The 17,981-nt window shown below is 71.1% G+C and carries 13 protein-coding genes and 1 pseudogene; 10 read left to right on the top strand and 4 right to left on the bottom strand.

The window, feature by feature from the left end; all coding sequences use genetic code 11:
* Positions 1 to 260: 260 nt before the first annotated feature.
* From ACFWBD_RS21020 to cimA, 6 genes are all read left to right on the top strand, one after another.
* Positions 261 to 1,349 (top strand): branched-chain amino acid aminotransferase, encoded by a 1,089-nt coding sequence (locus ACFWBD_RS21020; RefSeq protein WP_385668659.1) that lies wholly within the window; start codon positions 261 to 263, stop codon positions 1,347 to 1,349.
* Between the two features lie 168 nt (positions 1,350 to 1,517).
* Positions 1,518 to 2,213, top strand: a complete 696-nt coding sequence (gene ureA, locus ACFWBD_RS21015) for an urease subunit gamma (RefSeq protein WP_385668656.1) — start codon at positions 1,518 to 1,520, stop codon at positions 2,211 to 2,213.
* Complete coding sequence (locus ACFWBD_RS21010) at positions 2,210 to 3,883, top strand: urease subunit alpha (RefSeq protein ID WP_385668653.1); 1,674 nt, start codon at positions 2,210 to 2,212, stop codon at positions 3,881 to 3,883. Before ureA ends, ACFWBD_RS21010 begins: the two co-directional genes overlap by 4 nt.
* Positions 3,884 to 3,892: 9 nt before the next feature.
* Positions 3,893 to 4,930, top strand: coding sequence for an agmatine/peptidylarginine deiminase (locus tag ACFWBD_RS21005; protein ID WP_385668650.1), 1,038 nt, complete (start codon positions 3,893 to 3,895; stop codon positions 4,928 to 4,930).
* 61 nt (positions 4,931 to 4,991) lie between these two features.
* On the top strand, positions 4,992 to 5,606 hold the full coding sequence (locus ACFWBD_RS21000; RefSeq protein WP_385668647.1) for a TetR/AcrR family transcriptional regulator: 615 nt from the start codon (positions 4,992 to 4,994) through the stop codon (positions 5,604 to 5,606).
* A gap of 323 nt (positions 5,607 to 5,929) precedes the next feature.
* Positions 5,930 to 7,534 (top strand): citramalate synthase, encoded by a 1,605-nt coding sequence (gene cimA, locus ACFWBD_RS20995; protein WP_385668644.1) that lies wholly within the window; start codon positions 5,930 to 5,932, stop codon positions 7,532 to 7,534.
* 143 nt (positions 7,535 to 7,677) lie between these two features.
* Here the strand turns inward: cimA and ACFWBD_RS20990 are convergent.
* Positions 7,678 to 8,235 (bottom strand): annotated as a pseudogene (locus tag ACFWBD_RS20990) (glucosylceramidase); the annotation flags it as partial.
* Between the two features lie 239 nt (positions 8,236 to 8,474).
* Here ACFWBD_RS20990 and ACFWBD_RS20985 point away from each other — a divergent pair.
* Positions 8,475 to 11,534: a glycoside hydrolase family 3 N-terminal domain-containing protein gene (locus ACFWBD_RS20985; RefSeq protein ID WP_385668641.1), complete on the top strand. Its 3,060-nt coding sequence runs from the start codon at positions 8,475 to 8,477 to the stop codon at positions 11,532 to 11,534.
* Positions 11,535 to 11,568: 34 nt separating this feature from the next.
* Complete coding sequence (locus tag ACFWBD_RS20980; protein ID WP_385668638.1) at positions 11,569 to 12,933, top strand: hypothetical protein; 1,365 nt, start codon at positions 11,569 to 11,571, stop codon at positions 12,931 to 12,933.
* 147 nt (positions 12,934 to 13,080) lie between these two features.
* On the opposite strand, the gene ACFWBD_RS20975 is transcribed toward ACFWBD_RS20980, so the two are convergent.
* From ACFWBD_RS20975 to ACFWBD_RS20965, 3 genes are all read right to left on the bottom strand, one after another.
* Positions 13,081 to 13,866 (bottom strand): serine protease, encoded by a 786-nt coding sequence (locus ACFWBD_RS20975; protein ID WP_351763584.1) that lies wholly within the window; start codon positions 13,864 to 13,866, stop codon positions 13,081 to 13,083.
* A gap of 341 nt (positions 13,867 to 14,207) precedes the next feature.
* The gene (locus ACFWBD_RS20970) at positions 14,208 to 14,846 is read right to left on the bottom strand and encodes a hypothetical protein (RefSeq protein WP_385668634.1); all 639 of its coding nucleotides are present in this window, start codon (positions 14,844 to 14,846) and stop codon (positions 14,208 to 14,210) included.
* Between the two features lie 93 nt (positions 14,847 to 14,939).
* Positions 14,940 to 15,551, bottom strand: a complete 612-nt coding sequence (locus tag ACFWBD_RS20965; protein ID WP_385668631.1) for a YceI family protein — start codon at positions 15,549 to 15,551, stop codon at positions 14,940 to 14,942.
* A gap of 368 nt (positions 15,552 to 15,919) precedes the next feature.
* Here ACFWBD_RS20965 and ACFWBD_RS20960 point away from each other — a divergent pair, with 368 nt between their 5' ends.
* Together ACFWBD_RS20960 and ACFWBD_RS20955 are read left to right on the top strand one after the other, a co-directional pair.
* On the top strand, positions 15,920 to 17,524 hold the full coding sequence (locus ACFWBD_RS20960; RefSeq protein WP_385668628.1) for an acyl-CoA carboxylase subunit beta: 1,605 nt from the start codon (positions 15,920 to 15,922) through the stop codon (positions 17,522 to 17,524).
* Positions 17,525 to 17,592: 68 nt separating this feature from the next.
* Entirely contained in the window at positions 17,593 to 17,784 is a 192-nt protein-coding gene (locus tag ACFWBD_RS20955; RefSeq protein ID WP_385668625.1) for an acyl-CoA carboxylase subunit epsilon, read from the top strand.
* Positions 17,785 to 17,981: the final 197 nt, after the last annotated feature.

Below are 17,981 nucleotides of genomic sequence, written 5' to 3'. Positions count from 1 at the left end.
GTCCCCCGCCGGGTGCCACCATCGACCCCGGGTCGCATTCACGCCGTTTTGGACGTCGTCCGCCGCTTGCGATAATCGAACGCGGAGCCGCGGTATGAGGCAATGCTCGGACGTCCTAGCACCGGCAACTGGCCGTACGGGCGTGAGCGCGGCCCGTCACTACAAACCGGTGCTGCATCTTCCGGGGACAACCCCCGGACCCCCGGCCGAAAGACGCGGGGTGGCCCAGACGCTCGCCAGGAAGCGAAGGACATCTACTCATGACGACGCCCACGATCGAGCTCAAGCCCTCCGCCAGCCCGACCTCCGCCGCCGAGCGGCAGGCGATCCTGGCGAACCCCGGGTTCGGCCGCCACTTCACCGACCACATGGTGACGATCAAGTGGACCGAGGGCCGCGGCTGGCACGACGGTCAGCTCGTCCCGTACGCGCCGATCCCCCTGGACCCGGCCACCATGGTCCTGCACTACGCGCAGGAGATCTTCGAGGGGCTGAAGGCGTACCGCCGTCCCGACGGCTCGGTCGCCACCTTCCGCCCGGACCAGAACGCCAAGCGCTTCCAGCGCTCGGCCCGCCGCCTGGCCATGCCCGAGCTGCCGGTCGAGACGTTCGTCGAGGCGTGCGACGCGCTGATCGGCCAGGACAAGGACTGGGTGCCCGCGCACGGCGGGGAGGAGTCCCTCTACCTGCGGCCCTTCATGATCGCGACCGAGGTCGGCCTGGGTGTGAAGCCGGCCAACGAGTACCTGTTCCTCGTCATCGCCTCGCCGGCCGGCGCCTACTTCCCGGGTGGCGTCAAGCCCGTCTCCATCTGGGTCTCCGAGGAGCACGTGCGCGCCGTCCCCGGTGGCATGGGCGACGCCAAGACGGGTGGCAACTACGCCGCCTCCCTGCTCGCCCAGGCCGAGGCCGCCGCCCAGGGCTGCGCCCAGGTCTGCTACCTCGACGCGGTCGAGCGCAAGTGGGTCGAGGAACTCGGCGGCATGAACCTGTACTTCGTGTACGACGACAAGATCATCACGCCGTCGCTGACGGGCTCCATCCTCGAGGGCGTCACCCGTGACAGCCTCCTCACCGTCGCCCGCGACCTCGGGTACCAGGCCGAGGAGGGCCGGGTCTCGGTCGAGCAGTGGCAGCGCGACTCCGAGAGCGGCGCCCTCAAGGAGGTCTTCGCCTGCGGCACCGCCGCCGTGATCACCCCGGTCGGCACGGTCAAGCGCACCGGCGGCGAGTGGCAGCAGTCCGGCGACGAGCCCGGCGAGGTCACCCTCGAGCTCCGCCAGGCCCTGCTGGACATCCAGCGCGGCACGGCCGAGGACAAGCACGGCTGGATGCACGAGCTGGGCTAGTCGCCCCGTGCCCGTCAGGGCCGCCTCGTCAGGGCCACCTCGTCCGGGGTGGCCCTGTGGCGTTCTCGGGGTTCTCCCGTGTTTGAGCAGTGCTCAAAAGTTACGTGCGATGTCTTCTGATCATTGAGGAGAACATTTAGAGTACTGCTCAAAGAAAGGGAGAGTGACGTGCGACTCACCCCCACGGAACGGGACCGCCTTCTGCTCTTCGGCGCGGCCGAGCTCGCCCGGGCGAGAAGGGCCCGCGGGCTGCGGCTCAACGTGCCGGAAGCCACCGCGCTCATCGCGGACACCGTCTGCGAGGCCGCCCGGGACGGCGCCCGGCTCGCCGAGGCCATCGCGCGCGCCCGGTCGGTCCTCGGCCCGGACGACGTGCTGCCGGGCGTCGCGGACATCGTCACCGAGGTGCATGTCGAGGCCGTCTTCGACGACGGCTCGCGCCTCGCGGTCGTCGGCGACCCGATCACCGGGGGCACGCTCGGGGACCGGGCGCCGGGGGCCCTGCTGCCGGGGCCCGAGCACGCCGAGCCCGAGGCGGCCGTACGGCTGACGGTCACGAACACGGCGACCGTGCCCGTCTCCGTCACCTCCCACTTCCACTTCTTCGAGGCCAACCCGCGGCTCGACTTCGTACGCGAGAAGGCCTACGGCATGCGGCTCGCCGTCCCCGCCGGCTCCTCCGTGCGCTTCGGGCCGGGGGAGAGCGGCGAGGTCGGGCTCGTGCCGATCGGCGGCGACCGGGTCGCGATCGGCTTCGCCGGTCTGGTCGACGGGGCGCTCGACGCGCCGGGAGCGAAGGACGAGGCCCTGCGCCGGGCCGCCGCCTGCGGATATCGGGGAGCGGAAGCGGGAGGGACCCGATGAACCCCTACGAGTACGCCGCCACCCACGGCCCCCGGGCCGGCGACCGCGTCCGGCTCGGCGACTCGGGGCTGGTCGTCCGCGTCGAGTCGGACTCCCAGCGGCACGGCGACGAGTTCCTCGCCGGCTTCGGCAAGACCGCCCGGGACGGACTGCACCTCAAGGCCGCCGCCGTCCGCGAGACCTGTGACGTCGTGATCAGCAACGTCGTCGTGATCGACGCCGTGCAGGGGATCCGGAAGGTGTCGATCGGCATCCGCGAGGGCCGGATCCACGCGATCGGGCGGGCCGGGAACCCCGACACCCTCGACGGGGTCGACGTCGTCGTCGGCACGGGCACGTCCATCGTGTCCGGCGAGGGGCTGATCGCCACCGCCGGCGCCGTCGACACCCATGTCCACCTGCTGTCGCCGCGGATCATGGAGGCCTCGCTGGCCTCCGGGGTGACCACGGTCATCGGGCAGGAGTTCGGGCCCGTGTGGGGCGTGGGCGTCAACTCGCCCTGGGCGCTGCGGCACGCGTTCAGCGCGTTCGACGCCTGGCCGGTCAACATCGGCTTCCTCGGCCGGGGCTCGTCGTCGTCCGCCGCGCCCCTGGTGGAAGCCCTCGCCGAAGGCGGCGCCTCGGGTTTCAAGGTGCACGAGGACATGGGCGCCCACACCCGGGCGCTGGACACGGCGTTGCGGGTCGCCGAGGAGCACGACGTCCAGGTCGCCCTGCACAGCGACGGGTTGAACGAGTGCCTGTCGGTCGAGGACACCCTGCGGGTGCTGGAGGGCCGGACCATCCACGCCTTCCACATCGAGGGCTGCGGCGGCGGGCACGTGCCGAACGTGCTGAAGATGGCGGGCGTCGCCAACGTCATCGGCTCCTCCACCAACCCCACCCTCCCCTTCGGCCGGGACGCCGTCGCCGAGCACTACGGCATGATCGTCGCCGTCCACGACCTGAAGACCGACCTGCCGGGCGACGCCGCCATGGCCCGCGACCGGATCCGCGCCGGCACCATGGGAGCCGAGGACGTGCTGCACGACCTGGGCGCGATCGGCATCACCTCGTCCGACGCCCAGGGCATGGGCCGGGCCGGCGAGACGGTCCGCCGTACGTTCGCCATGGCCGGGAAGATGAAGGCCGAGTTCGGCGCCCCGGACGACGACCACGACAACGAACGCGTGCTGCGCTACATCGCCAAGCTGACCGTCAACCCGGCCATCGCCCACGGCCTCGCGCACGAGGTCGGCTCCATCGAGGTCGGCAAGCTCGCCGACATCGTGCTGTGGCGCCCCGAGTACTTCGGTGCCAAGCCGCAGCTCGTGCTCAAGTCGGGCTTCCCGGCGTACGGCGTGGTCGGCGACCCGGGCGCGGCCACCGACACCTGCGAACCCCTGGTCCTCGGACCGCAGTTCGGGGCGTACGGGGCCACGCCCGCCGACATCTCGGTCGCCTTCGTCGCCCAGGCCGCCCTCGACCAGGGCGGTGACTCGATGCCGACCCGACGCCGCCGGGTCGCCGTCCGCGGCACCCGCGGCATCGGCCCCGCCGACCTGCGCCGCAACTCCCGTACCGGAGCGGTCGACGTCGACCAGCGCACCGGCCTGGTCACCCTCGACGGCGAGCCGCTGCGCTGCGAGCCGGCCGAGTCCGTCTCCCTCAACCGCCTGTACTTCCTCTGAGGACCGCTGATGTCTGCTGCCGCCGACGGCTTCCGCATGCCCGCCGAGTGGGCCCCGCACGAGCGCACCTGGATGGCGTGGCCGGGCCCCAACCCCACCTTCGACGACCCCGACGACCTGACCGCCTCCCGCGCCGCCTGGGCCTCGGTCGCCCGCGCGATCCGCCGCTTCGAGCCGGTGACGGTGGTGTGCGGCCCCGGACAGTCGGCGGACGCCCGTGCCCTCCTCGGTCCGGGCGTCGACACGGTCGAGCGCGATCTCGACGACGCCTGGATGCGGGACATCGGCCCCACCTTCCTGACCGGACCGAACGGTGAACTCGCCGCCGTCGACTGGACGTTCAACGGCTGGGGCGCCCAGGGCTGGGCCCGCTGGGAGCACGACGCGAAGATCGCCGCGTCTGTCTCGGACCTCGCGGGGGCGCGGACGTACGTCTCGAAGCTGGTCAACGAGGGCGGTGCGATCCATGTCGACGGCGAGGGGACGGTCCTGCTGACGGAGACGGTCCAACTCGGTCCGGAGCGCAATCCGGGGTGGACGCGGGAGCAGGTCGAGGCGGAGATCCACGCCATGCTCGGCACCCGCAAGGCGATCTGGCTGCCCCGCGGACTCACCGGCGACTACCCTCCCCACGGCTTCGGCACCCTCGGCCACGTCGACATCGTGGCCGCCTTCGCCCGCCCCGGAGTCGTCGTCGCCCACCACCAGCCCGACCCGGCGCACCCCGACCACGAGGTGACGAAAGAGGTCATCGGGCTGCTGAAGGCGCAGACCGACGCGCGCGGCCGCCGTCTGGAGGTGGTCGAGGTCGCCGCCCCGACCGTCCTGGAGGCCGACGGCCACTGGGCCGACTACTCGTACATCAACCACTACCTCTGCAACGGCGGCGTCGTGCTCTGCGGCTTCGACGATCCGCGCGACGAGCTCGCGGCGGGCGTCTTTCGCCGCCTGTTCCCGGAGCGCGCGGTCACGCTGGTGGACGCCCGTACGATCTTCTCCGGCGGCGGTGGCATCCACTGCGTCACCCAGCAGCAGCCGAGGGTCTGAGATCCGAGAGACTCCGGGAATCCGAGATATCCGAGATATCCGAGAACAGGGGAGCCGGGAAATGGCCGGAGCGGCACGGGCGCGCAGGAACGCGCCGCCCCGCGAGGACGTCCTCGCCGCCGCCATGGAGATGATCGCCGAGGGCGGTCTGGAGAAGCTCACCATGGCGGGGCTCGGCCGCGAGGTCGGGATGAGCAGCGGCCATCTCCTCTACTACTTCCACTCCAAGGACGAACTCCTGCTGCGCACCCTGGAGTGGAGCGAGGGCCGGCTCGGCGCCGAGCGCGCCCGGCTGCTGGCCCGCGCCGCACCCGCCCGCGAGCGCCTCGACGCCTATGTCGACCTGTACGTCCCCGACGGCCACCGCGACCCACACTGGACGCTCTGGCTGGAGGTCTGGAACCGCTCGCAGAACGCCGCCCTCGACGCGGACGCCCGGGACCGCCAGGCGGCCATCGAGGGCGCCTGGCACCGCGACCTGGTCGCCCTGCTGGCGGAGGGGGTGTCGCGGGGCGAGTTCCGGCGCGTGGACCCCGACCGGTTCGCGGCCCGGCTGCGCGCCCTCCTCGACGGCTTCTCCATCCATGTGGCCATCGGGCTACGGGGCACCGGCCGGGAACAGGTGCTCGGGCACGTCCGGGAGTTTCTGGCCGAGAGCCTTCTCGCGGATGCGTGAGAAGGCGGATGCGTGAGAACGCGCTGCTCGCATCCTGAGACACCCGGTGAGCAAACGGGCGGTATGTGCCAGACTGCCGCCGTGCTCTCGTCCGCCACGATTATTGGCAGCAGGCGCGCCGGTCCGCAGTGACCGCTCCGTACGACCAGGTACGAGCGGCCATCGTCGTCCTCGACCCGCGCGCAGACCTCTCGCACCCGCGAGGGGTTTTTCGCTTTTCTGGCCCACCCGCAGCCGGGAGCGAGAGCGCGAGGGACCATGGGGGGATGGTGGAGCCGGTCATTCCGGTAACGACCGAGATCCGACACAGGAGCCTTCAGACCATGACCGCAACCAGCGAACTCGACGACTCTTTCCACGTCTTCGACACCACCCTGCGCGACGGCGCGCAGCGTGAGGGCATCAATCTCACCGTCGCCGACAAGCTGGCCATCGCCCGGCACCTGGACGACTTCGGAGTGGGCTTCATCGAGGGCGGCTGGCCCGGCGCCAACCCGCGCGACACCGAGTTCTTCGCCCGCGCCCAGGAGGAGATCGACTTCAAGCACGCCCAGCTGGTCGCCTTCGGCGCCACCCGCCGGGCGGGCGCGAAGGCCGCCGAGGACCCGCAGGTCAGGGCGCTGCTGGAGTCGGGGGCAGGGGTGATCACACTGGTCGCGAAGTCCCACGACCGGCATGTCGAGCTGGCCCTGCGCACGACACTGGACGAGAACCTGGCGATGGTCAGCGACACGGTGTCCTTCCTGAAGGAGCAGGGCCGCCGGGTCTTCGTCGACTGTGAGCACTTCTTCGACGGCTACCGCGCCAACCCGGAGTACGCCAAGGCGGTCGTCCGGGCCGCCGCCGAGGCCGGCGCGGACGTGGTCGTCCTCTGCGACACCAACGGCGGCATGCTCCCGGCGCAGATCCAGGCGGTCGTCGCCACGGTCCTCGCCGACACCGGCGCCCGCCTCGGCATCCACACCCAGGACGACACCGGCTGCGCGGTGGCGAACACCCTGGCCGCGGTGGACGCGGGCGCGACGCACGTCCAGTGCACGGCGAACGGCTACGGCGAGCGGGTCGGCAACGCGAACCTGTTCCCGGTGGTCGCGGCCCTGGAGCTGAAGTACGGCAAGAAGGTCCTGCCCGAGGGCCGGCTGCGGGAGATGACCCGCATCTCGCACGCGATCGCCGAGGTCGTCAACCTGACGCCGTCCACGCATCAGCCGTACGTGGGAGTCTCGGCCTTCGCCCACAAGGCCGGCCTGCACGCCTCGGCCATCAAGGTCGACCCGGACCTCTACCAGCACATCGACCCCGAGCAGGTCGGCAACACCATGCGGATGCTGGTGTCGGACATGGCCGGACGGGCGTCGGTCGAGCTCAAGGGCAAGGAGCTCGGCGTCGACCTGGGCGGTGACCGTGAAGTGGTCGGCCGGGTCGTGGAGCGGGTCAAGGAGCGCGAGCTCAAGGGCTACACCTACGAGGCGGCGGACGCCTCCTTCGAGCTGCTGCTGCGGGCCGAGGTCGAGGGCAGGCCGCTGAAGTACTTCGAGGTCGAGTCCTGGCGGGCCATCGTCGAGGACCGCCCCGACGGCACCCACGCCAACGAGGCCACGGTCAAGCTGTGGGCCAAGGGCGAGCGCATCGTCGCGACGGCGGAGGGCAACGGCCCGGTCAACGCCCTGGACCGCGCTTTGCGCGTGGCCCTGGAGAAGATCTACCCCCAGCTGGCCAAGCTCGACCTGGTCGACTACAAGGTCCGCATCCTGGAGGGCGTCCACGGCACCCAGTCCACCACCCGCGTCCTGATCTCCACGACGGACGGCACGGGCGAGTGGTCCACGGTGGGCGTCGGGGAGAACGTGATCGCCGCCTCCTGGCAGGCCCTGGAGGACGCCTACACGTACGGGCTGCTGCGGGCCAAGGTGGAGCCCGCCGAGTAGGCGGCGCTCGGCAGGAGTCCTCGGCGAGCCCTTCGCACTCGCCGAGGATCCCCGCACGGCCGGCGGCGGGGCGCCCGTCCTGGCTGTAATGCCCAGGGACGTTGGTCAACCTGGTGATGGGTGGTTTGCCTCCGGTTGCGGTGTATCACGCTCAGCGCCGGGTTCAGCTCCCGGGCCCGCCGGGTCAGCGGCACCACGTCCGCCAGATCGTGGGCGAGGGAGAACTCCGACAGGTCCGGGTCGCTCCGGCCGGCCGGCACGTCGTCGTAGGTGTAGCCGAAGCGCGCGAGATCCGAGCCGCCCCATCGGATTGCGCAGGAACGACAGGCCGATGCCCTCGGTCGGCGAGAACAGCTTGCGCAGGGTCGCCTCCCGGGTCGCCGCGGACAGTGCCCCGCTGCTGTTCATCAGCCGGGCCGCGGTGTCGGTGAAGGACGCGCCGCCGCCGGTGAAGGTCTGGTACCCGGTGTTCTCGTCCACGGTGATGTTCTCGCCGCTGCCGCCGCTGCCCGTCTGGAAGGCGAAGGGGGCTGGGCCTGCAGACCGCGGACCACGTGCCGCCCGCCGGCGTCGTCCGTGGTGGTGAGCCAGGCCGTGACCTGCTCGCCGGCCGCGTGCGCGGGCGCGGCCGCCGCGGTGATCCCGGCGGAGGTGAGCAGCCCGGCGAGGAGCAGCCGGAGGACGCGAGTGGATCTCCTCATGGAGCGCCGCCCTCCTGGAGGTGGGGGTGGGGAGGCGTGTCGAGGCGTGAGTAAATGACGGCTTCCGGGACGCGTCAAGGGGTCGCGCCTTCATCTGTCGAACGGACAACGTCCCTGATCCGGACGGGTGTTGCGGCCGTACCAGTTCTGGCGTGAAGTCTTGACGGCGCAACAGCCCACCAGTTAACTCACGGCGTGATCTAAGTCATGAGTGGACCACGAGAGTAGAGGGACGTCGCATGCGAAGAACCGCCCTGCTCGCCTCCGCCACCCTGCTGGCCGCACTGCTCCCGATGACCACCGCCGCCGGCGCGTCCGGCGCCGACGACCCCGGCCCCGCACCCGTACCGGTCGACCGCTTCGAGGGCGAGGTCCCCTTCGCGAGCCCGCCCGCCGAGGGCCTCTTCACCTGGGGCAGCGACACCGACGACCCGCCCGCCCTCCGGCTGACCGCCCGCGAGGACGCCCCCGAGGGCGACCAGGTCCTCACCGGCGGCTACGACATCAGCGGTTACGGCGGCTTCACCCACGACTTCGCCTTCGCTGAGCCCGCCCACGACTGGTCCGCCCACCGGGGCATCCGGTTCTGGTGGGAGGGCCGCGACAACGGCAGGAAGATCGCCTTCGAGCTCAAGGACGGCGGGGCGAACGGAGAGGCGTCCGAGCTCTGGACGACCTCCTTCACCGACGACTGGACCGGCTGGAAACAGGTGGAGATCCCCTTCACCGACTTCACCTACCGCACGGACTACCAGCCCGTCGGCGGCATCGACCAGGTCCTCGGCCTCACCGAGACCTGGGGATACGCCCTCACCCTCCCCGTCGGCGTCAAGGGCGACTTCGCCATGGACGGCGTGGAGCTGTACGGCAAGGCCGACCAGTCGCTGCGCGCCGCCGTCACCACCGACGCGGCCGTCCACCCGGTCCGGGAGGGCGGGGCGGCCGCCGTCACGCTCACCGTCGCCACCACCGGCGCCGCTCCCCTCGAGGAGCCCGTCACCGTCGGCTACGAGACCGCGGCGACCGGCACCGCCGAGCCCGGCAAGGACTACACCCCGGTCACCGGCACCGTCACCTTCCCGGCGGGCACCCCCTCCGGCGCCACCAGCACGGTCACCGTCCGCACGCTCAAGGACCGGCAGGCCGAGTCCGCCGAGACCGTCCCGCTCCGGCTGACCGTCACCGGCGCCAAGCCTCCGTCCGAGACCCCGCAGGTCGTGGTCGACGCGCACGGACTGCCGTATCTGAACGCCAGGCTGCCGGTGAAGAAGCGTGTCGCCGACCTCCTGTCGCGGATGAGCCTCGCGGAGAAGGCCGGCCAGATGACCCAGGCGGAGCGCGGCGCGATCACCGCTCCCGGTGACATCGCCGCGTACGACCTGGGCTCGCTGCTCTCCGGCGGCGGCTCGACCCCGACGCCCAACACCCCCGAGGCGTGGGCGAAGATGATCGACGCGTTCCAGCTCCGGGCGCAGGCGACGCGCTACCAGATCCCGCTGATCTACGGCATCGACGCCGTGCACGGCCACAACAACCTGGCCGGCGCGACCGTCATGCCGCACAACATCGGCATCGGGGCTGCCAGGGACCCCGGGCTCGCCGAGCGGACCGGCGCGGTGACCGCCGCCGAGGTCCGGGCCACCGGGATCCCCTGGGACTTCGCGCCCTGCCTGTGCGTCACCCGCGACGAACGCTGGGGCCGCTCATACGAGGCGTACGGCGAGGACCCGGCGCTGGTCCAGGCCATGGAGACGGTCATCCAGGGTCTCCAGGGCCGGGCGAGCGGCGCGGACCTGAAGGACGACGACAAGGTCCTCGCCACCGCCAAGCACTTCGTCGGCGACGGCGGCACCGCGTACGGCTCCTCCACGACCGGCACGTACACCGTCGACCAGGGCGTCACCAAGGTCACCCGGCAGGAACTGGAAGCCGTCCACCTGGCGCCCTTCCGGACGGCCGTCGACCGCGGGGTCGCCACCGTCATGCCGTCCTACTCCTCGCTCGACATCGCGGGCGACGGCCAGGGGCCGGTGAAGATGCACGCCCGCGCCGACCTGCTGAACGGCGTGCTGAAAGGCCGTATGGGCTTCGACGGGTTCGTCATCAGCGACTGGGCGGCCATCGACCAGCTCCCGGGCGACTACGCCTCCGACGTCCGTACGTCGGTCAACGCGGGCCTCGACATGATCATGGTTCCGTACGCGTACAAGGACTTCCACGCCACGCTGCTCGACGAGGTCGAGGCCGGCCGTGTCAGCGAGCGGCGGATCGACGACGCCGTGTCGCGCATCCTCACGCAGAAGTTCAGGCTGGGCCTCTTCGAGAAGCCGTACGCCGACACCAGCGGCGCGTCCGCCATCGGCTCAGCCGGGCACCGGGCCGTCGCGCGCCAGGCGGCCGCCGAGTCACAGGTGCTGCTGAAGAACTCCGGTGGCGTGCTGCCGCTGAGGAAGAACCAGAAGGTGTACGTCGCCGGCTCCAACGCCGACGACATCGGCAACCAGACCGGCGGCTGGACCATCACCTGGCAGGGCGCCTCCGGCGACATCACCCAGGGCACGACGATCCTGGAGGGGATGGAGAAGGCCGGCGGCGATGTCACCTACTCCAAGGACGCGTCGGCGTCGACGGACGGATACGACGTGGGTGTCGTGGTCGTCGGCGAGACCCCGTACGCCGAGGGCGTCGGCGACGTCGGCAACGGCAACGACCTGGAGCTGACCGCCGCCGACCGGGCGGCGGTGGACAGGGTGTGCGCCGCGATGAAGTGCGCGGTGCTGATCGTCTCCGGGCGGCCTCAGCTGATCGGCGACCGCCTCGGCGACATCGACGCGCTGGTCGCCTCCTGGCTGCCGGGCACGGAGGGCGACGGCGTGGCCGACGTCCTGTACGGCAGGCGGCCCTTCACCGGACAGCTTCCGGTGACCTGGCCGAAGTCCCAGGCCCAGCTGCCGATCAACGTCGGCGACGCGGCGTACGACCCGCAGTACCCCTACGGCTGGGGTCTGACGACGCTGAGCCACCTGCCGCAGGGGGGCGTGGCGACCCTGAAGGGGCTGGCGGTCGCGGCCGCGGTGGCCGAACGGGCCGGTGCCGACGAGGCGGGACGGACGCTGGTCGGGAAGGCCCGGCTCATCGTCCAGCAGAAGGTGGGCCAGGCCGTCACGGCGGCGGTCGCGAAGCCCTTCGCCGACGCGGACCACCTGCTGCTCACCGGCCGGTACGGAAAGGCGGTGGAACTGCTGACGGCCGCGTACCGGGCGGCGTCCTGGCCGCCGCATTCCCGGCTGTCCGAATAGGCCGCTTTCGATGGCTTTCCGGTAGCTTCGAAGTATGAAGGTCGTCCTGTCGGCCCGAAGCTCCGCCGGAGCGCTGATCGCACTGGCGCTCGCCGTCCTGACCGCTCTGGCGGTCCTGACGGCGGGCGCTCCGCGTGCCTCTGCGGCCACCGGCGTCTCGACGATCGCCGCGGCCCTGCGCGAGAGCCCGGTCTACGTCGATCCGGCGGCGAGCGCCCAGCTGTCCCAGGCGGAGGCGCACGCGCTCCAGCAGCAGATCGAGGGCGCCGACAAGCCCCTGTTCATCGCCGTCCTGCCCGCCGGCTACCCCACGGCGGACCTCTTCACGGACCTGCGCACCGCCACCGGCGTGACCGGCCTGTACGCGATCCGGCTGGGCGACCGCTTCGACGCCCGCGCCGACTCCTCGGTCCTCTCCCGCACGGCCGTCCGCAACCTGGTCGCCAGTGTCCAGGACCAGGGCGACGCCAAGACCCAGCTGACCGACTTCTCCGACCGCGCCCTGGCCAACATGGGCGGTTCGGCCCCCGACAGCTGGAGCTCCTCGGGCGGCGGCGACGGGATCTCGTCCACCGCGCTGATCACGGCCGGTGTGGTGCTGGTGGCGGGCGGGGCGGGCGCCTACACCCTCGTACGGCGCAACCGCCGACGGCACGACGCGGAGCAGCGGGCGGCCCTCGACCGGCTGCGGGTCGTCGTCGACGAGGACATCACGGCCTTCGGCGAGGAGCTCGACCGCCTGGACTTCCACCCGTCGGAGCCCGGCGCCGACGACGCGATGCGCGCCGACTACGAAAGCGCCCTGGACGCCTACGAGCAGGCGAAGTCGGTCATGGCGGCCGCGACGAGACCCGAGGACGTCCGCTCCGTCACCCAGGCTCTCGAGGACGGCCGTTTCTCCCTCGCCCGGCTGGCCGCCCGCCGTGCGGGCCGGCCGCTGCCCGAACGCCGGCCGCCGTGCTTCTTCGACCCCCGACACGGCCCCTCGGCCACGGACGCCACCTGGACGCCGCCCGGCGGGGCCACCCGCGAGGTCCCGGTCTGCGCGGCGGACGCGACCCGCCTGGCCGACGGCCGCGACCCGGTGATCCGCGAGGTCGACAGCGACTACGGCCGCCGCCCGTACTGGGAGGCCGGTCCCGCCTACGGCCCCTGGGCGGGCGGCTACTTCGGCGGCGGCATCCTGCCCGGCCTCCTCGTCGGCACGATGCTCGGCGGCATCATGGCCGCCCCGTCCTACGCCTCCGACTACGGCACCGGCTACGGCGACTTCGGCGGGGGTTACGAGGGCGGCGACGTCTCCGGCGCCGACTTCGACCCCGGCGACTTCGGTGGCTTCGGCGGCGGGGGAGGGGACTTCGGCGGGGGTGGCGGGGGCGACTTCGGCGGCGGGTTCTGAAGGCCGGCCCGGTCCGGTGGTTCAGCGTCCGGTGGCCGCGCCGGGTTCAGGGCGGTACCTCGCACGCCACGGGCCCGGCGCGCGACGGCGCCGGGCCCGTGGACGTCGTACGACGCGCTCCCGTTCGGTTCACGGGAGCGGTGTGCGTCAGAGCGAGGCCGCCGCCGAGGCGATGGCCGAGGCGAAGGTGGAGACCTCGGAGTACACGCCGGGGGCGTTGGCCCGGGCGCAGCCGATGCCCCAGCTCACGATGCCGACCTGGATCCAGGCGTTGGCGGAGTCCCGGCGGAACATCGGGCCGCCCGAGTCGCCCTGGCAGGTGTCGGTGCCGCCGGCCGCGTATCCGGCGCAGATCTCGTCACTGGCGACGAGGCCGCTGTAGCCGCTGTACGCACGACAGGTCGCGTCGCTCACGAACGGCACGGTGGCCTTGAGCAGATAGCGCTGCTGGGCGCCGCCCTCACTGGCCGAGCCCCATCCGGCGATGGTGAAGGTGCCGGTGTTGTACTGCGTGGTGGTGGCGATCTTCAGGGTGGACTGGGTGGTGATGGGCGAGGCGAGCTTGATGAGCGCCCAGTCCTTGCCGTTGCCGTTGTAGCCGGGGGCCCGGTACACGTAGGTCGACTTGACCTGGACCCGGCCGGTGGTGGACTGGAGGTCCACGACGCCCGCGGTGGCGGTGATGCTGGTGTTGGCGCCGGTCCCGCTGACGCAGTGCGCGGCGGTGAGCACGATCTGCTGGGTGTAGAGCGCTCCGCCGCAGCCCATGGAGAGCCGGACCATGAACGGGAACTCGCCCTGCGCGGCACGGGTTCCGCCGACGACGGGGGAGGGGGCGGCCTGTGCGGACGAGAGGGGCTGAAGGCTGGCGATCGCGAGGGCGGCCGCGCCGACGGCGGCGAATCTCTTGAACGCCGTGAGGAGCTTCTTCAAGGTGCTGCCTTCCGTGGGGGGGTTGGCTTGACGTGGGCATGTCAACGCAAGTTGCGCACCGCAAAGAAATGTCCATGCGCTGGCATGGTCAGGTCAAATCTGTTGCTGGATTATGAGAACTCCGCAAGCCCTCACACAAGGGGGCTGATTCAGCCACTTCCGCCCGCCGACGGCCCACTCGCCCGCCGACGGCCCACTCGCCCAGCGGTGGCCCACTCGCCCGCTTGCGTCCTCGCCCGCCCGCTTGCGTCCTCGCCCGGCGCGCCCGCGGCCCCACCCGTCCGACCGGCGGCCGCGCTCGCCGGGGCGCAGCCGGCCGCCAGTACGCCATTGAGCCGATGTCAGTCCTGGACCGCCGCCTTCGCGAAGCCGAGCAGCCCCTCGAAGTCGATCGCCCCCGGATCCCCGTGCGTGTTCTCCGGCACGTGCATGTGCCCGCACACCCCCTTGAACGCGTTCCACCGCTCGCCGCCCATCCGCTGACCGCCCCCGTTCCCGGCGGACTTCGGGTACGCGGGCCAGAGCGCCGGTCCGCGCAGCGGGACGCGGTGGTGGATGTGCATCCACGCCAGGTACTCGGCGACGGCGCGCAGCGCCCACTCCGGCGCCATCGGCCAGTAGATGTGGGCCTGGTCGCGGGCCTTCCACTTGGCGTGCGTGTCGGGGTCGCAGGTGCCGACGAGCTCCGCCTGGCAGACGTTCAGCGTGTTCGTCTCGACGCCGCCGCGCTTGTTGACCAGCGCGCGTGCGGAGACGTCGATCTCGAAGTGCTGGTACCACTTCAGTTTCCTGGCGGCGAGGTCCGGCACCGCCGTCAGGTTGGGCGCGGCCGAGCCGCCCTGGTAGTCGGGGAGCGAACGCCCCTCGGTGGTGTGCAGGACGACGACGTTGACCTCCATGCGGTCACCGCCGAAGTCGTCCTGGTACCAGTGGTCTCGGTTCGCGCCGGGGTAGTGCTGGGGTCCGGTCCTGGTGCTCATGTGTCGCGACTGTGACACGGAACACGCGAAGGGGTCGGCAGCTCTTCGCTTCCGACCCCTGTTCGCCGTTTTCCACCGTATTCGGCCGAGCGCTTACGCGTTCTTGATCGCCGAGATGTCGAAGTTCAGCTTGATCTTGTCGGAGACCAGGACGCCGCCCGTCTCCAGTGCCGCGTTCCAGGTCAGGCCCCAGTCCGAGCGCAGGATCTCGGCCTTTCCCTCGAAGCCGATGCGCTCGTTGCCGAACGGGTCCTTGGCGGCGCCGTTGAACTCCAGGTCGATGCTGAGCGGCTTGGTGACGCCGAGGATGGTCAGGTCGCCGGTGATCCGGTAGTCCTCGCCGCCCAGCGCCTCCGTCGAGGTGGAGCGGAAGGTCATCGCCGGGAACTCGTCGGTCTTGAAGAAGTCGGCGCTCTTCAGGTGGCCGTCACGGTCGGCGGATCCGGTGTCGATGCTGTCCATCGTGACGTCGATGGAGGCGCTGGACTTCGACGGCTCGGTGCCGTCCAGGTGCAGCGAGCCGGTGAAGTCGTTGAACTTGCCCTTGACGTTCGTGACCATCGCGTGGCGGGCGACGAAGCCGAACGTCGAGTGGGCGGGGTCGATCGTGTAGTCGCCGGTCAGGGCGGCGAGCTCGGGGCTCACCGTGGCGTCGGCGACGGCGGTGGCGGTCTCGTCGGTGTTCTTGCGGCCGAAGATGCCCATGACGTGCTCCTTGGGGACGGGAAGATCGAGGATGTTTAATCTTCAACGAGGTCAACAAGAATGACCGTAGACCTATTCCGTTCAATGTTCAACATCTTCGGCCGCCGGTGTCGGCCCCACTGGAATCCGGCGCGCGCGAACGGCCGTCCGGACGCTCCGTTTCACTCCGGGGAGGGCATGTGCACGTCGGGAATGTGAGGCGGGTCTCAGCCCCGGGCTTTGTGTGACTCCTACAAGCCGCAGCCCCTCTGAGCAGTCGGAACGGCTGCATGTCCGCCCGGTTCTGTTCAGGGGTACCAGGAAAACGCGCCGGAGACTGTACGGAGTCGACGTCCCTCTTTCCTTGGTGGGCTTCGTAAGGTCACTACATGACCGTTTTGGAAGAGACGACGGGCGAGCCGACCGCGGTGCCTTCGGAACCCACGGATGCGCGCGGCCGCGTGGCCGAGCTGCACGAGATCCGTGCCCAGGCGCTGGCCGGCCCGAGCGAGAAGGCGACCCAGGCGCAGCACGCCAAGGGCAAGCTGACCGCCCGGGAGCGGATCGAGCTGCTCCTCGACCCGGGTTCCTTCCAGGAGGTCGAGCAGCTGCGCCGGCACCGGGCGACCGGGTTCGGCCTGGAGGCCAGGAAGCCGTTCACCGACGGTGTGATCACCGGCTGGGGCACGGTGGAGGGCCGTACGGTCTTCGTCTACGCCCACGACTTCCGTATCTTCGGCGGCGCGCTGGGCGAGGCCCACGCCACGAAGATCCACAAGATCATGGACATGGCCATCGCGGCCGGTGCCCCGCTGGTCTCGCTCAACGACGGCGCCGGCGCCCGTATCCAGGAGGGCGTCTCCGCCCTCGCCGGCTACGGCGGCATCTTCCAGCGCAACACCAGGGCGAGCGGGGTGATCCCGCAGATCTCGGTCATGCTGGGCCCCTGCGCGGGCGGCGCGGCCTACAGCCCCGCCCTCACCGACTTCGTCTTCATGGTCCGCGAGACCTCGCAGATGTTCATCACCGGGCCGGACGTGGTCAAGGCCGTCACCGGCGAGGAGATCAGCCAGAACGGCCTCGGCGGCGCCGACGTGCACGCCGAGACCTCCGGCGTCTGCCACTTCGCGTACGACGACGAGGAGACCTGCATCGCGGAGGTCCGCTACCTCCTCTCGCTGCTCCCGCAGAACAACCGTGAGAACCCCCCGCGCGCCGAGTCCACCGACCCGGCCGACCGCCGCGGCGACGTCCTGCTCGACCTGGTCCCGGCGGACGGCAACCGTCCGTACGACATGACCAAGGTCATCGAGGAGATCGTCGACGACGGCGAGTACGTGGAGATCCACGAGCGCTGGGCCCGCAACATCATCTGCGCGATGGCCCGGCTCGACGGCCAGGTCGTCGGCATCGTGGCCAACCAGCCGCAGGCCCTCGCCGGTGTGCTGGACATCGAGGCGTCGGAAAAAGCTGCGCGCTTTGTCCAGATGTGTGACGCTTTCAATATCCCGATCGTCACCTTCCTGGACGTCCCTGGATTCCTCCCGGGCGTCGACCAGGAGCACGGCGGAATCATCCGGCACGGAGCGAAGCTGCTCTACGCCTACTGCAACGCGACCGTGCCGCGGATCTCACTGATCCTGCGCAAGGCCTACGGAGGTGCCTACATCGTCATGGACAGCCAGTCCATCGGCGCCGACCTCACCTACGCCTGGCCGACGAACGAGATCGCCGTGATGGGCGCCGAAGGTGCCGCCAACGTCATCTTCCGGCGTCAGATCGCCGAGGCCGAGGACCCCGAGGCCATGCGTGCCCGCATGGTCAAGGAGTACAAGTCCGAGCTGATGCACCCGTACTACGCGGCGGAACGCGGACTGGTCGACGACGTCATCGACCCCGCCGAGACCCGTGAGGTCCTCATCAAGTCGCTGGCCATGCTCCAGTCGAAGCACGCGGACCTGCCCTCGCGCAAGCACGGCAACCCCCCGCAGTAACCCCGGCAGATCCCACGGGTAACCCACTGGATCCCCTGCGGAAACCTCACCCACGGAGACTTGCACCCATGAACGCTCCCGACATCCGCGTCGAGAAGGGCCACGCCGAGCCCGAGGAAGTCGCCGCCATCACGGCGGTCCTCCTGGCCCGCGCGGCCGCCCAGCCGTCCCCGACCGAGACCCGCCGAGGCCGCCCCAAGGCCGGCTGGCGCCGCCTGGAGCGCGAGGGCGGCTTCCGCGCCCCGCACAGCTGGCACTGACCCGCGTACGTCGCGCAAGGGCCCCTCTCGTCCGAGAGGGGCCCTTGCGTCTGCGGTCGTCCCACACCACCGGCCCGGCGCAACGGCGAAGGCCCCCTCCGGCTTCAGTTCAAGAGGTCGTTGCAACACCCCGTTCGTAGGGAGTTGCAGTGGACTTCGAGATCCGGGAGGACCGGAGGCCGCAGGGCCCCCGGAAG

Source organism: Streptomyces sp. NPDC060002 (assembly GCF_042737245.1).
Classification (GTDB): Bacteria; Actinomycetota; Actinomycetes; order Streptomycetales; family Streptomycetaceae; genus Streptomyces.
Note: the sequence above shows the minus strand (reverse complement) of the source record. Positions and strands in the feature narration are given on the sequence as shown.